This is a genomic window from Pseudomonas sp. E6002, from assembly GCF_013385565.1.
Taxonomy (GTDB): domain Bacteria; phylum Pseudomonadota; class Gammaproteobacteria; order Pseudomonadales; family Pseudomonadaceae; genus Aquipseudomonas.
Window position 1 is genome coordinate 365920 of record NZ_JACAPT010000009.1, and the last position, 15368, is coordinate 381287.

Genomic DNA, 15368 nt, shown 5'->3' on the forward strand with positions numbered 1-15368 from the left:
CCATGGCGCATGCATCTGCGCGCCAACCGGGTTAGGCTGGCGCTTCATTTGACCCGCATCAAGGGCCTCCGGGCAGGATCGGTCAAACTAGGACGCTAACGCCGCAGGATGCACCCATGTCGACGAACCACCGTACCTCCCATCTTTTCGCCATTCCATTGATTGTCTTGCTGCTGGCCGCCGGCGGCTTCGGCTATTGGCAATCCACCCAGGACCGCCTGCCCGAAGGCTTGAGCATGGGCAATGGCCGGCTGGAATCGACTGAAGTGCAGATCGCCGCCAAGATCCCCGGGCGCCTCGCCGAAGTGCGGGTGGACGAAGGCGACAAGGTGCTCAAGGGCCAACTGCTGGCGCGCATGGACACCCGCACCCTGGAAGCCCAGCGCGCCCAGGCCGAAGCCGAAGTGCTGCGGGCCAGGGAGAATTTCGCTGCTGCCGAAGCCAATGTGCAACTGCGCCGGAGCGAACAACTGCTGGCCAGCCAGGAACTCAAGCGCACCCAGGAGCTGTACAAGCGCGGCTTCGCCAGCGGCCAGCTGATCGACCAGCAGCAGGCCCGGCAAAACACCGGCAACGCTGCCGTGGTCGCCGCCCAGGCCCAGGTCAATTCGGTAAAGGCCGCCATCGGCGCCGCCCAGGCCCAGGTCGCCCAGCTCACCAGTGAAATCGAAGACAGCAGCCTGCGGGCGCCTATCGACGGCATCATCCAGCTACGCCTGGCCGAACCCGGCGAAGTGCTCGGCGCGGGTGGCCGCGTGTTGCTGCTGATCGACCCCAACGACCAATACATGAACCTGTATCTGCCCGCTTCGGTAACCGGCGCCCTGACCGTCGGCAGTGAGGCGCGGATCGTCCTCGACGCCCTGCCGAAGCAACCGCTGCCGGCGAAAATCAGCTTCGTCGCCGCCAAGTCGCAGTTCACCCCCAAGGAAGTGGAAACCCGCGACGAACGCCAGAAGCTGGTGTTCCGGGTCAAGCTGCGCCTGACCCAACCAAGCGCCGTGCCCCAAGCCAAACCGGGCATGCCCGGCGCCGGCTATGTGCGCACCGCTGACCTGGACTGGCCGGCCAACCTGCAATGAGCGGCCTGGCGCTGCACGCCACGGGGATCAACCATCGCTACGGCAAGCAACAGGCGCTGATCGACATCGCCTTCAGCCTGCCCGCCGGCACACGCTGCGGGTTGATAGGCCCGGACGGCGCCGGCAAGTCGAGCCTGCTGGGCTTGATCGCCGGGGTCAAAAAGCTTCAACAAGGCGAACTGCAAGTACTCGGCGGCTCCATCGAAGACCGCCGCCACCGCAACAGCCTGTACCCGCGCATCGCCTTTATGCCCCAGGGCCTGGGCGGCAACCTGTACCCCGAGCTGTCCATCAGCGAAAACATCCGGTTCTTCGCCACGCTGTTCGGCCTGTCGAAAGCCGATTGCGAACAGCGCATGCACAACCTGCTGCTGGCCACTGACCTCGCGCGTTTCGCCGAGCGCCCCGCCGGCAAGCTCTCCGGCGGCATGAAGCAGAAACTCGGCCTGTGCTGTGCACTGATCCACGACCCTGACCTGTTGATCCTCGACGAACCCACCACCGGGGTCGACCCATTGTCCCGTCGGCGCTTCTGGGAACTGGTGGAAACCGTACGCAGCGAACGCCCGCAGCTCACACTGCTGGTGGCCACCGCCTACATGGAAGAAGCCGAGCAGTTCGAGCATTGCCTGATGCTCGACCGCGGCAAGCTGATCGCCGACGGCCTGAGCAGCGAACTGGCCGCCGCGACGCCCAGCGGCAAACTGGACGAAGCCTTCACCCATTTCCAGGGCGACAGTGCCCATAACAATGAACCGCTGGTGATTCCGCCCCGGCAAAGCGACAACACCGACATCGCCATCGAAGCCCACGACCTGACCCTGCGATTCGGCGACTTCACAGCAGTCAACAAGGTCAGCTTCGCCATAGGCCGGGGCGAGATCTTTGGTTTCCTCGGCTCCAACGGCTGCGGCAAGACCACCACCATGAAAGTCCTCACCGGGTTGATGCCCGCCACCGAGGGCACCGCCACGCTGCTGGGCAACCCGGTCAACGCCAAGGACCTGGCCACCCGCAAGCGCGTGGGTTTCATGTCGCAAAGCTTCTCGCTGTACGGCGAACTCAGCGTGCGCCAGAACCTGGTGCTGCATGCGCAGTTGTTCGACCTGCCCAAGGCCGAGAGCGGCCAGCGCATCGACGAGTTGATCAAGCGTTTTGACCTGGGCGACGTTGCCGAGCAGCCGTCCGGCGAGTTGCCGCTGGGCCTGCGCCAGCGCTTGTCCCTGGCGGTGGCGGTGCTGCACCGCCCGGAAGTGCTGATCCTCGATGAGCCGACCTCGGGCGTCGACCCGGCCGCGCGGGATGACTTCTGGCGGTTGCTGATCGAACTGTCCCGGGAACAGGGCGTGACGATCTTCCTGTCCACCCACTTCATGAACGAAGCCCAGCGCTGCGACCGCATCTCGCTGATGCACGCGGGCAAGGTGCTGGCCTGCGACACGCCGGACGCGCTGCAACAGCAGTTCCACGGCGAAACCCTGGAAGCGGCGTTCGTCACCTGCCTCGAACAGGCCCAAGGCGCGCCCGAAGCGACCACCGCGCCCACCGAAACCGTCAGCGAACCCATGGCCCCCCCCGTCAGCAAACGCGGGTTCAGCGTCGCCCGCCTGTTGGCCGTGGCCAGCCGCGAAGGCAAGGAACTGCTGCGGGACAAAGTGCGCATGGCCTTCGCCCTGTTGGGGGCGATTTTCATGATGGTGATCTTCGGCTACGGCATTTCCCTGGACGTGGAGAAGCTCGCCTTCGCCGTCTACGACCAGGATCAGACGCCGCAAAGCCGGGCCTACTTGGAAGCCTTTCGCAGTTCGCGCTATTTCGCCGAACAGCCGCCGATCACTGACTCCAACGAACTGCACAAACGCCTGCAAAGCTCGGAAATCAAACTGGCGCTGGAGATTCCGCCAGGGTTCGGCCGCGATCTCTACGCCGGCCGCCAACCCGCCGTGGCCGCCTGGCTCGATGGCGGCATGCCGTTCCGTGCGGAAACCAGCCGCAATTATGTCGAGGCCGTGCACCAGGCCAACCTCCAACAACTGGCCGAACTGAACAGCACACCATTGAATCAGCAAGCCGCCGCCAAACTGGAAACCCGCTTTCGCTACAACCAGGACGTGGTCAGCGTGAACGCTATCGGCCCCGGCGTGATGGCGCTGATCCTCGCCTTCATCCCGGCAATGCTCACGGCCCTGGGGATCGTGCGCGAGAAGGAACTGGGCTCCATCACCAACTTCTACGCCCCCCCCCTGACCCGCCTGGAATTCCTGTTAGGCAAGCAGGCGCCGTACTTGGCCGTGAGCCTGATCAACCTGGGCCTGCTGGTGGCGATGAACCGCTGGCTGTTCGGCGTGCCGTTCAAGGGCAGCGGCGTGACCCTGGCTTTCGGCGGCCTGCTGTATGTGCTGGCCACCACCAGCATGGGCCTGCTGATTTCCGCGTTCACCCGCACCCAGATCGCAGCGATCCTCGGCACCATGATCATCACCAGCCTGCCGACCATCCAGTTCTCCGGGCTGATCGTGCCGCGCTCGTCCCTGGAAGGCGCCGCCGCGTTGATGGGCATGTTGTTTCCGGCGGGCTACTTCCTCGACATTGCGGTGGGCACCTTTACCAAGGCCCTGGACCTGCGTCAGCTATGGCCACAGTGCCTGGCGCTGTTCGGGTTTTTCCTGGGGTTCACCGGGCTTAGCCTGATCATGCTCAAGAAGCAGGAGGCCTGAGATGCACAAGTTCGCCCATATCCTGCGCCTCGGCATCAAGGAACTGACCAGCCTGCGCCACGACAGCGTGTTGCTGCTGTTCCTGTTCTACGCCTTTACCGTCGCCATCTATATGCCCGCCGCCGGCTCGGTGATCGGCGTGCACAACGCCAGCGTGGCCTTTGTGGATGAAGACCACAGCGCGCTTTCCCGGCAACTGGCCGAAGCGCTGCAACCGCCGGAATTCCAGGCGGCGGTGCCGTTGCCGTACGACCAACTGGACAAGGTGATGGACAGCGGCCAGTACACCTTCGTGATCAACGTGCCGGCGAATTTCCAGGCCGACCTGTTGGCCGGGCGCCAGCCGGGGGTGCAGGTCAACGTCGATGCCACGGCCATGAGCCAGGCATTCATGGGTGCCGGGTATATCGGACGGATTTTCCAGCGGGAATTGCTGACCTATGGCAACCAGGCCGATGCCGCCCAAAAGGCGCCGGCGCTGCTGACCACCCGGGCGCTGTTCAACACGAACCTGGAAGGTGGCTGGTTTCTGGCGGTGATCCAGATCGTCAACAACATCACCATTCTCGCCATCGTGCTGACCGGCACCGCGCTGCTGCGTGAGCGCGAACACGGCACCCTCGACCATCTGCTGGTGCTGCCACTGACGGCGCTGGAAATCATGCTGGCGAAAACCTGGAGCAACATGCTGGTGGTGGTGCTGTGCACCTGGCTGTCGCTGGAAGTGGTGGTGAAAGGCTTGCTCGGCGTGCCGCTGGCCGGGTCGCTGACTTTGTTTTTGCTGGTGACGGCGCTGTACCTGTTTGCCAGTACTGCCCTCGGCATCTTCCTCGCCACCCTCGCCCGCTCGACGCCGCAGTTTGGCCTGCTGGCGATCCCGGTGATTATCCCGATGCTGCTGTTGTCCGGCGGCAGCACGCCGCTGGACAGCATGCCGCAGTGGTTGCAATGGGTGATGCAGGGCTCGCCGTCGACGCACTTTGTGAGCCTGAGTGCAGCGATTCTGTTCCGGGATGCGGGTGTGAATGTGGTGTGGCCGGACTTGCTGGCGCTGGCGGGGATTGGGTTGCTGTTCTTTGCGGTGGCGTTGGCGCGGTTCAGGAAGAGCCTGGCTTCCTGAGGTGTCTGTCAGGGCCTCTTCGCGAGCAAGCCCGCTCCCACACTTGACCGAGTTCTAACATGAGAATGCGGTTAAATGTGGGAGCGGGCTTGCTCGCGAAGGGCGCGAAGCGACCGGCTTACTGGATGATCAGGTTGTTGAACAACAGATCCTCAACCTGCGGCTTGCCGGTTTCGTCGTTCATCACTTGCTGGGTCTGCTTCAGGGCTTCCTGGCGCAGTTTTTCCTTCCCATCAACGCTGCTCATGGTGTCGTTGGTCTGCTGGGTAAACAGCGCCACCAACTGGTTGCGGATCAGCGCGTCGTTGGCTTTCACGGCAGCGGCTGCCTCGGGACCGGTGACCCGCAGGGCGATATCCGCCTTGAACACCCGCAGCTTCGCGGTGCCATCCAGGCCGTAGTTACCGACAAACGGCGGGCTCAGGCTGATATAGCTGACCTTCGGCGCTTCGCCTTCTTTGGCTTCTTCGGCCAGGGCTGCCGTCGGCAGTGTCAGGGCCAGCATCAACAGGATCCACGCTTTCACAGTTCATTCCTCAATTCGGTTGCCCAGTAGCATAACGCTAGCAGCCCTGAGCACAAGCTTATGGCGACTTATCAGGCCGGGGCATGCTCGTTGACCCGTCGCCCTGCCCACCTACACTTATCGGCCAACACGCCAAAAGGAATAGTCCGATGAAAGCTGTGCTGTGCAAAGCCTTCGGCCCCGCCGAAAACCTGGTGCTGGAAGACGTCGAAAGCCCGGCGATCAAGAAGAACGAAATCCTGTTGGACGTGCATGCGGCCGGGGTCAATTTCCCGGACACCCTGATCATCGAGGGCAAGTACCAGTTCAAGCCGCCCTTCCCGTTTTCGCCGGGCGGTGAAGCGGCAGGCGTGATCAGCCAAGTCGGTGAGAACGTCAGCCACCTGAAGGTCGGTGACCGGGTGATGGCCCTGACCGGCTGGGGCAGCTTCGCCGAGCAGGTCGCGGTGCCGGGCTACAACGTGCTGCCGATCCCGCCGAGCATGGACTTCAACACCGCCGCCGCCTTCAGCATGACCTACGGCACGTCGATGCACGCCCTGAAGCAACGGGCCAACCTGCAACCCGGGGAAACCCTGCTGGTGCTCGGTGCCTCCGGCGGCGTCGGCCTGGCTGCGGTGGAAATCGGCAAGGCCATGGGCGCCCGGGTGATCGCCGCGGCCAGCAGCGCCGACAAGCTGGCGGTGGTCAAGGCTGCCGGTGCCGATGAGTTGATCAACTACAGCGAAGCCAGCCTCAAGGACGAGATCAAACGCCTTACCGGCGGCAACGGCGTGGATGTGATCTACGACCCGGTGGGCGGCGACCTGTTTGACCAGGCCATTCGCGGCATCGCCTGGAATGGCCGGCTGCTGGTGGTGGGCTTTGCCAGCGGGCGCATTCCCGAGCTGCCGGTGAACCTGGCGCTGCTCAAGGGCGCGGCGGTGGTCGGGGTGTTCTGGGGGTCGTTCGCCCAGCGCCAGCCGCAGGACAATGCCGCCAACTTCCAGCAACTGTTCGGCTGGTTCGCCGAGGGCAAGTTGAAGCCGCTGGTGTCCCAGGTGTACCCGCTGGAGCAGGCGGCGCAGGCGATCAACGACCTCGGCCAGCGCAAGGCTGTGGGCAAGGTCGTGGTGCAGCTACGCTGACTATTGTTTCATTTTGTCCGCGGAGTGCCTGGGCCCATGATCGGCCGAGGCACTCACTCACTGGCAGGAATGAATAATGGTCACACCGCTGCGCGCGCTGTTTCTGGGGTTGTTGATGATGGTGTCGGCTCACGCCTTTGCCCATAAAGAGGGCAAGGATGTACGCGGGCTGAACAACGTGACGGTGCTGATCGTGCGCCATGCGGAAAAACCCGATGAAGGTCCGTTGCTGAGCCCCAAGGGCGAACAGCGGGCGGCGGCCTACGCCAGCTATTTCGACCCGCTGCTGTTGAACGGCATCTCCGTGGTGCCCCAGCGGCTGATCGCTACCAGCGACAGCAAGGAAAGCTCCCGCCCGCGCCTGACCCTGACACCCCTGGCCCAGCGCCTGCAGCTCCCGCTTGAAACACCCTACTCAGACGATCAAGTCGGCAAGCTGGTGAAGTCCCTGCGCAAGTCCAACCAGGCGCAGACCGTGTTGATCGCCTGGCATCACGGGCATATCGACAAGTTGATCGAGGCCTTCGGCGGTGACGGCGCGGCGCTGACCGGCATGAAGAAATGGCCGGAAAATGTGTATGACTGGCTGATCGTGTTGCGCTTCGACGACCAGGGTCAACTGGTGGAATCCCGCAGCCAGAAGATCCAGGAACACCTGCTTCCAGGTGATATCGCAGCCGCCAACGGCAACTGAACCGAATCACTGCCTGTGGTAAGGGAGCTTGCTCCCTCACCACAGCTTCTTGGCATCCCCTCCTGAAAACGCCCCTCACTTGCCTCTAAGCGACATGTTCGTAAAAGAACATGCAATTGCACTCAATTCCTATGCCCGCAGATAAGAGGCGGTGCTATTTTCGGTAACGAAACTGTAACATTCGCATCCGCAGTCAAAACAAGAAATCTGGAGCTCTTGAATGTTTGCTTTCTTCCGTCCTGCCGCACATCAGGCGCCCCTGCCTGAAGAAAAAATAGACAGCACGTACCGACGCCTGCGCTGGCAGATCTTCGCCGGTATTTTCTTCGGTTACGCCGGGTACTACCTGCTGCGCAAGAACTTCTCCCTGGCCATGCCGTACCTGATCGACGAGGGTTACACCCGTGGCCAGCTGGGCCTGGCAATGTCGGCGATAGCAATTGCCTACGGCCTGTCCAAGTTCCTCATGGGCCTGGTGTCCGACCGCTCCAACCCGCGCTACTTCCTGCCCTTCGGCCTGTTGGTGTCCGCCGGGGTGATGTTCATTTTCGGTTTCGCACCTTGGGCTACGTCCAGCGTGACCATGATGTTCATTCTGCTGTTCATCAACGGTTGGGCCCAGGGCATGGGCTGGCCGCCAAGTGGGCGGACCATGGTGCACTGGTGGTCGCAGAAAGAACGTGGCGGTGTGGTTTCCGTATGGAACGTGGCGCATAACGTCGGCGGCGGCTTGATCGGCCCGCTGTTCCTGCTGGGCATGGCCTGGTTCAACGACTGGCACGCGGCGTTCTACGTCCCGGCTACCGTGGCCCTGCTGGTGGCGGCATTTGCCTTCATCACCATGCGCGACACCCCGCAATCGGTAGGCCTGCCGCCCATCGAGCAATACAAGAACGATTACCCGGAAGGCTACGACGCCAGCCACGAGGACGAATTCAGCGCCAAGGAAATCTTCGTCAAGTACGTGCTGCGCAACAAAATGCTCTGGTACATCGCCTTCGCCAACGTCTTCGTCTACCTGCTGCGCTACGGCGTGCTGGACTGGGCACCGACGTACCTCAAGGAAGCCAAGCACTTCGACGTGGATAAAACCTCGTGGGCGTACTTCTTCTACGAGTGGGCGGGCATTCCGGGCACGCTGCTGTGCGGCTGGATGTCGGACAAGATCTTCCGTGGCAACCGTGGCCTGACCGGCATTGTGTTCATGGGCCTGGTCACCGTGGCGACCCTGGTTTACTGGCTCAACCCGCCGGGCAACCCGATGATCGACATGATCGCGCTGTTCTCCATCGGCTTCCTGATCTACGGCCCGGTGATGCTGATCGGCCTGCAGGCGCTGGAACTGGCACCGAAGAAAGCCGCCGGTACCGCAGCGGGCTTTACGGGCCTGTTCGGTTACCTGGGTGGTTCAGTGGCAGCGAGTGCGGCCATGGGCTACACCGTTGACCATTTCGGTTGGGACGGTGGTTTCGTGCTGCTGATCGGCGCGTGCCTGCTGGCCATCGCGTTCCTGATCCCCACCTTGTGGCACACCAATAGCGTCAGTGCCGCACGTTAATCGTCGGAACAGCCTTTGGAACACCGCTTGAGCCGCGCCTCCAGATTCTTGTCTGGCATGGCGTGGCTACGCAGGGCGTTGACGGTCTGCTCGACATAATCGCGCGTAGTGCCGTAACGCCCGCAAGCGCTTTGCAACACGTGATTCAGCACGATGTCGGGCAAATTGCCAGCATAACTGGGCAGGTGCCGCTCCAGGACAAATCCCAATGCCTGCACCTGGCTGCCATCTTCCAGACGACAGCTGAGCCAGTGCGGCCGGTACGAGGGATACGGCATCTCGCGCTGCCACAGGGCATACAGCGAGGCCTCCAGTTGATCTTCCGGCAAGCGGTAGGCAAACCCGCTGCACGAGCCGCCGCGATCCAGGCCAAACACCAACCCCGGTATTTCCGGCGTGCCCCGGTGCTCATGAGACCACAGGTACAAGCCCCGGTGATAACCGTGGACCCGCGCCCGCATCCGCTGTGTCGACGAACATTCAGGCCGCCAGATCAGCGAACCGTAAGCGAATAGCCAGACCGGCCCACCCTTGTGCAGCGCCATGGTGGCTTGCATCGAGCTCATCAACTGTTCGTGAGTGAGTTGCGGCCCCAGATCGAGCCGCGGAGGGTAAGCCAATTGCAAAAGATCAGATTCAATGGCGGTCATGGCAGATCGCTTAGGTCTCCTTTGTTGTTACGAGAAGCTGTTACCAGTTGTAAGCAACTTTACCGTAATAGAACGCGCCGCTGTAACCGTACGGCGAAAAAGTGCTATAGGCCAAATTGCCACCACTGCTGGCGTAGGCATTGAGTTTTTCCGGGTATTTGTCGGTGACGTTGTCGCCGCCAACGGTGAAGGTCCAGTTTTTCAGCTTGTAGTCGGCTGACAGATCCAACAGCCAGGCGGCCTTGAAGCTCTGGTCGTTGGTCGGGTCGGCCTGGTAGCTGGTGAATGAACCATAGCGCACCAAATTACTGTGCAGCGCCCAGTTGCCGAAACTCAGGTCGTTGCCCAGGCTCAGCTTGTGCTGTGGCGTGGTATCGCCCAGCAGGCCGATGCGCTCGCGACGGTCCACCCGAACCAGGCTCGCGCCCAGGCTATCCAGTACGGACGGGTTGGCTTTTACGTCGGTGACCTTGGTGTGGTTGTAGTTGTAGCCCACGGTGCTGTTCCAGCGCACACCGTTGTCCAGTTGGTAGCGATAGTTGGCCACCAGGTCGACGCCATTGGTGGTGGTGTCGGTGGCGTTGGTGAAGTAGCGCACCGTGGTGTAGTTGATGTTGCCGACGCCATTTGCCTGCAGATACGCGAGCGCAGCCGGGTTCTTGCTCAGGTCCAGGTTGGAGGACAGGCTGATGCGGTCGCTGATGTCGATACGGTAGACATCGGCGGTCACGGTCAGGTTGTCGGTCGGCTCCAGCACCAGGCCGAGACTGTAGTTGCGGGACTTCTCGGCTTTCAGGTCTTCAGCGCCGAGCAGGCGCGCCACCTGGCTGTTGGCCGGGAAGGTGCCGGCTTCCTGGATGGTGTTGCCGATCAGTTGCGACGAGGTGTAGGCGAAGTTTTGCTGGGCCAGGGACGGCGCACGGAAACCGTTGGAAACACTGCCGCGCAAGGCCACTTGCGGGGTGAAGTCGTAACGGGCGGAGAGCGAGCCGCTGACGTTGGAGCCAAAATCACTGTAGTCCTCGTGGCGCACGGCGGCGGAGGCACTGAGTTTTTCGGTGAAGTTGGTTTCCAGGTCCAGGTACTGCGCCCAGTTGTGGCGCGTGCTGGTGCCGGCGTCGGAATCACGGAAGCCGCCCAGGCCCGAGCTGCCGGTCTGGTAGTAGGACGCCGGGTCGCCCGCCTTGATCTGGTAACCCTGGTCCAGGTATTCGCCGCCAAACGCCACCGACACTGGATACGGCAACCAGCCCAGGCTGAATTCCCGCGACAGGTCCAGGCTGAGTTGCTTCTGGTCATTGACCAACGTGCCGTTGTCGAACTTGCGCGGCGTGGCCAGGCCCAGCGAGGTGTTGATGGTTTCGGTACCGATCTGGTACTGGTTCTTGCCGTAGTTGACCGACACATCGTAGTGCCAGTCATAGGCCAACAAGCCGCGCAGGCCGACCGCCAGGGACGTGTCTTCCACGTCACCGCGAATCAACGGCAGGTAACCATTGGGGTTGAGCGCAGGAATGTTGTTGCTCGCGTTACTGGCCCGGTAGAACGCCGCCGTCTCGCCGCGGGTCTTGCTGTAGCCGCCAAACGCATAGAACTCGGCCGCATCGCTGAAGGAATATTCCGAGTTGAGAAACAGCTTGCCCTGGTCAGTGGCCGGCTCGCCCTGGCGGAACACCCGCTGGCCGTAGGTCGTCGAACCAACGCTGCCCGGACGCAGGTCCTTGCCGGCGCGGTTGGTGTAATCGTTGTCGGCACCTTCGGCAGAGATGTTGATAAACCCGTTATCGCCCAGTGCCACACCGGTGTTGCCGCTGAGGTTGCGCTGGATACCGTCGCCCTTCTTGTACTCACCAAACTTGCTGGTGATCGAGCCGCCGTGGTCGTCATGCTTGAGGATCACGTTGATCACCCCGGCAATCGCATCGGAGCCGTAGCGGGCCGATGCGCCGTCACGCAGCACCTCGATATGGTCGACCGCCGACAACGGGATCGCATTCAAATCCGCCGGCGCCGAGCCACGCCCAACCGCACCGCCGAGATTGACGAAGGCACTGGTGTGGCGGCGCTTGCCGTTGACCAGCACCAACACCTGGTCAGGTGACAGGCCACGCAGCTGCGCCGGGCGCACCAGTTCGGCACCGTCTACCAGGCTCGGGCGTGGAAAGTTGATGGAAGGAATCAATCGGGCCAACACCGCGCCCAACTCATCAGAGCCGGTGCTGCGCAAGGTGTCGCCGGAAATCACATCGATAGGTGACAACGAGGCACTGGCGGTGCGCTCTTGGGCGCGGGTGCCGGTGACAATGACTGTATCGAGTTTGGGTACATCGGCAGTGGCCGTTTCGGCGGATGCCACTGGACTGAATCCCACAGCGGTCAGCAAATTAGCCGACAAAATCGCCGTGTACAGCAGGTGCTGCTTGTTGCTCCCCATACCGCTCCCCTTGGAATCAAAAGCCAGAACGTCAATGCTCTGAGCTCGTACGATCGATCCGTGTGGCGGACGGTGGCGGTCATTTATTGGTTATTGGCAGAAAGTCGGTAGTCCGTTGGCATATAGCTTAATGATATTTATGTAACAAATTAAATACCTTTAAAGAATAAGCGAATGCATAAGCCCAGGCCGCTCCGCTCATCAGGATTGGCTGCCTCAATCCCTGTAGTTTCAGCGCAGGTTCAGCCTGGGGGCACGCTGAGCCTTCAAAATAGGCGCCTGTCACGACCCACCTGGCCGCCAACCGAATCGACTACCGAGGTCACTCCATGAAATACCGACTGCCCAGCCTGTTGTTCCTGGCACAGGCCACCACCGCCCTGGCGGCGGAAGTGCCGACCCAGGACGAAAAAGGCTTCTGGTATGCCCAGACGAGCGTCTACACCCGGCATTTTGCGCCGGACAAGGACCACAACAACAACCAGGACCTGATCGGCCTGGAGCGCAATGAAGCGTCAGGCCTGGTGTATGGCGGGGCGACGTTTCGCAACTCGTTCAGCCAGCGTTCGTACTACGCCTATGCCGGCAAACGCTACGACATGCCCGATTACCCGGTGTACTTGAAGCTGACAGGGGGTTTGATCCAGGGCTATCGCGGCAAGTACCGCGACAAGATTCCGCTGAATGGACTGGGGGTAGCGCCGGTGATCATCCCCTCGGTGGGCACCCACTACGGGCCGGTCGCCGCCGAGCTGGTGTTGCTCGGGTTCAATGCGGCGATGGTGACCACGGGCGTTCGTTTCTGATCGAGCCGCTGAAAGGCTTCTGTGGCGAGGGAGCTTGCTCCCGCTGGGTCGCGAAGCGGCCCCTGAAGTTCATGCGGTTTTCAGATAGAACCCAGCGACTGTCTTGGGGCTGCTGCGCAGCCCAGCGGGAGCAAGCTCCCTCGCCACAGGTTACGGACGAGGCGCGTAGGCAAATACGTCAGCACGCATCTGGTGTGCATCCATGCCGGCCTCGACCAGCGCATCCAGGGTGCCGTAGATCATCGCCGGTGAACCGCTGGCGTAGACATGCACGGCCTTGAGGTCGCTGATGTCTTCGCACACCGCTTCATGCAACAGCCCGCAGCGCCCTTCCCAGCCACACAGGTCGCTGACCACTTTGTGCAGGAACAGGTTGGGCAGTTGCAGCCACTGGTCCCAGTGCTCGATGTCGTAGAAGTCTTCCGGTCGACGTACCCCCCAATACAGATGCACCGGGTGCTTGAAGCCACTGGCGCGACAGTGTTCGATCAGGCTATGCATCTGGGCCATGCCGGTGCCGGCGGCGATCAGCACCAGCGGCCCGTCGGGCAGTTCCGCCAGGTGGGTGTCGCCAAACGGCATTTCGATGCGGGCCATCTGGTTGCGCTGCAACTGCTCCAGCAGGCTGCGGGCGCTGTCTTCCCTGGCCAGCACGTGCAATTCCAGCTCGCGCCCGGCGTGGGGCGCCGAGGCCAGGGAGAATGCCGACTTCTCGCCGTTTTCCCGCTCGATCATCAGGTATTGCCCGGCGTGGTAGCGTACCGCCTTGCCGGCCGGAGCCCGCAGGCGCACGCGCCAGACGTCACCGCCCACCTCGACGCATTCACTCAGTTGGCAAGACAGTTTGCGCACCGGCAATTCTCCCGGCGCCAGCACGCCATCCCACAACACAATGCAATCTTCCAGCGGTTCGGCAATGCAGGTATAGAACTCGCCATGGTCACGCACCTCACCGGCTTGCTGCACCCGGCCTTCCACCAGCAGCGCCGCGCACACGTGGCACACGCCATTGCGGCAGGCCTGGGGGCAATCGTAGCCCAGGCGGCGCGCGCCCTCGAGGATCCGCTCGCCGGGCGTCAGTTCAAGTACCGCACCGGAAGGCTGCAGGGTTACACGCATCAATCTATTCCTAATTCTTTCCAGAGCGCATCGACACGGGCAGTGACCGCTTCGTCCTTGACGATCACGCGGCCCCATTCGCGGGTGGTTTCACCCGGCCATTTATGGGTGGCGTCCAGGCCCATTTTCGAGCCGAGGCCCGATACCGGGGAAGCAAAGTCGAGGTAGTCGATCGGCGTGTTGTCGATCATCACCGTGTCGCGCTTGGGGTCCATACGCGTGGTGATGGCCCAGATCACGTCGTTCCAGTCCCGGGCGTTGATGTCGTCGTCGGTGACAATAACGAACTTGGTGTACATGAACTGTCGCAAAAACGACCACACACCCAGCATTACCCGCTTGGCGTGGCCGGGGTACGACTTCTTCATCGTCACGATGGCCATGCGATACGAGCAGCCTTCGGGCGGCAGGTAGAAGTCAGTGATTTCCGGAAACTGCTTTTGCAGGATCGGCACAAACACTTCGTTCAACGCCACGCCGAGGATCGCCGGCTCATCCGGCGGCCGGCCGGTGTAGGTGCTGTGGTAGATCGGCTTGATCCGGTGGGTGATGCGCTCGACGGTGAACACCGGGAAGCTGTCGACTTCGTTGTAGTAGCCGGTGTGGTCGCCGTAGGGGCCTTCATCGGCCATCTCGCCCGGGTGAATCACGCCTTCGAGGATGATTTCGGCGGTGGCCGGCACTTGCAGGTCGTTACCGCGGCATTTCACCAGCTCAGTGCGATTGCCGCGCAACAGGCCCGCGAAAGCGTACTCGGACAGGCTGTCGGGCACCGGCGTGACGGCGCCGAGGATGGTCGCCGGGTCGGCGCCCAGGGCCACGGAAACAGGGAATGGCTGGCCGGGATGCTTTTCGCACCACTCACGGAAATCCAGGGCGCCGCCACGGTGGCTCAGCCAGCGCATGATGACCTTGTTGCGGCCGATCACTTGCTGACGGTAGATGCCGAGGTTCTGGCGGTCCTTGTTCGGGCCCTTGGTGACGGTCAGGCCCCAGGTGATCAGCGGGCCGACATCGCCAGGCCAGCAGGTCTGCACGGGGAGCATGCCGAGGTCGACATCCTCGCCTTCGATCACCACTTCCTGGCAAACCGCGTCTTTCACGACCTTGGGGGCCATGGCGATGATCTTGCGGAAGATGGGCAGCTTCGACCAGGCGTCCTTGAGCCCCTTGGGTGGCTCGGGCTCCTTGAGGAAGGCCAGCAGCTTGCCGATCTCGCGCAGTTCGCTGACCGACTCGGCGCCCATGCCAAACGCCACGCGGTCGGGGGTGCCGAACAGGTTGCCGAGCACCGGGATATCAAAGCCCACCGGGTTTTCGAACAGCAGCGCCGGGCCCTTGTTGCGCAAGGTGCGGTCGCAAATCTCAGTCATCTCCAGGACCGGGGAAATCGGCACCTGGATACGTTTCAACTCTCCGCGCTGCTCAAGTTGCTGCACGAAATCCCGAAGATCCTTGAATTTCATTAACCATGCCACCCGTAAAATAGGCGTACATCCTACCTGCTCTTACGGTCGCTGGCAGCTTATTGAGCA

The 15368-nt window shown here is 62.2% G+C and carries 12 protein-coding genes; 7 read left to right on the forward strand and 5 right to left on the reverse strand.

The genetic code is table 11. The features are described from left to right. Positions 1–116: 116 nt before the first annotated feature. Genes HX815_RS08010 through HX815_RS08020 form a run of 3 tightly spaced genes read left to right on the forward strand, consistent with a single transcriptional unit; the run spans position 117 to position 4919 of the window. Positions 117–1082, forward strand: coding sequence for an HlyD family secretion protein (locus tag HX815_RS08010; protein WP_003213963.1), 966 nt, complete (start codon positions 117–119; stop codon positions 1080–1082). Beyond that, positions 1079–3799: a ribosome-associated ATPase/putative transporter RbbA gene (gene rbbA / locus HX815_RS08015; RefSeq protein ID WP_177028041.1), complete on the forward strand. Its 2721-nt coding sequence runs from the start codon at positions 1079–1081 to the stop codon at positions 3797–3799. Before HX815_RS08010 ends, rbbA begins: the two co-directional genes overlap by 4 nt. 1 nt (position 3800) lies before the next feature. Further along, complete coding sequence (locus tag HX815_RS08020; protein WP_177028042.1) at positions 3801–4919, forward strand: ABC transporter permease; 1119 nt, start codon at positions 3801–3803, stop codon at positions 4917–4919. Positions 4920–5037: 118 nt separating this feature from the next. Here HX815_RS08020 and HX815_RS08025 read toward each other — a convergent pair whose 3' ends face one another. Then, a complete protein-coding gene (locus HX815_RS08025; RefSeq protein WP_003213967.1) occupies positions 5038–5445 on the reverse strand; it encodes a flagellar basal body-associated protein FliL in 408 nt (135 codons plus the stop codon). Positions 5446–5594: 149 nt separating this feature from the next. On the opposite strand from HX815_RS08025, the gene HX815_RS08030 reads away from it, so the two are divergent. The 3 genes from HX815_RS08030 to glpT all read left to right on the forward strand — a co-directional run bounded on the left by HX815_RS08030 (position 5595) and on the right by glpT (position 8824). Continuing rightward, complete coding sequence (locus HX815_RS08030) at positions 5595–6572, forward strand: NADPH:quinone oxidoreductase family protein (protein ID WP_177028043.1); 978 nt, start codon at positions 5595–5597, stop codon at positions 6570–6572. A 76-nt stretch (positions 6573–6648) separates the two neighbouring features. After that, positions 6649–7266: a flagellar basal body-associated protein FliL gene (locus HX815_RS08035; RefSeq protein WP_008438881.1), complete on the forward strand. Its 618-nt coding sequence runs from the start codon at positions 6649–6651 to the stop codon at positions 7264–7266. A gap of 220 nt (positions 7267–7486) precedes the next feature. Continuing rightward, on the forward strand, positions 7487–8824 hold the full coding sequence (gene glpT, locus HX815_RS08040; RefSeq protein ID WP_003213972.1) for a glycerol-3-phosphate transporter: 1338 nt from the start codon (positions 7487–7489) through the stop codon (positions 8822–8824). Here glpT and HX815_RS08045 read toward each other — a convergent pair. Then, positions 8821–9474, reverse strand: a complete 654-nt coding sequence (locus HX815_RS08045) for a gamma-glutamylcyclotransferase (RefSeq protein WP_003213974.1) — start codon at positions 9472–9474, stop codon at positions 8821–8823. The genes glpT and HX815_RS08045 overlap by 4 nt on opposite strands. A gap of 40 nt (positions 9475–9514) precedes the next feature. Continuing rightward, positions 9515–11908: a TonB-dependent siderophore receptor gene (locus HX815_RS08050; RefSeq protein WP_008438880.1), complete on the reverse strand. Its 2394-nt coding sequence runs from the start codon at positions 11906–11908 to the stop codon at positions 9515–9517. A gap of 329 nt (positions 11909–12237) precedes the next feature. Between HX815_RS08050 and HX815_RS08055 the strand changes: the two genes are divergently transcribed. Beyond that, a complete protein-coding gene (locus HX815_RS08055) occupies positions 12238–12714 on the forward strand; it encodes a sn-glycerol-3-phosphate transporter (RefSeq protein WP_177009072.1) in 477 nt (158 codons plus the stop codon). A gap of 150 nt (positions 12715–12864) precedes the next feature. Here the strand turns inward: HX815_RS08055 and HX815_RS08060 are convergent, their stop codons facing one another. Then, positions 12865–13833 carry a CDP-6-deoxy-delta-3,4-glucoseen reductase gene (locus HX815_RS08060; RefSeq protein WP_003213981.1) on the reverse strand — a complete coding sequence of 323 codons (969 nt, stop codon included), beginning with the start codon at positions 13831–13833 and terminating at the stop codon, positions 12865–12867. Further along, complete coding sequence (gene ubiD, locus HX815_RS08065; RefSeq protein ID WP_008438879.1) at positions 13833–15299, reverse strand: 4-hydroxy-3-polyprenylbenzoate decarboxylase; 1467 nt, start codon at positions 15297–15299, stop codon at positions 13833–13835. The genes HX815_RS08060 and ubiD overlap by 1 nt, the downstream gene beginning before the upstream one ends. Between the last annotated feature and the right edge of the window lie 69 nt (positions 15300–15368).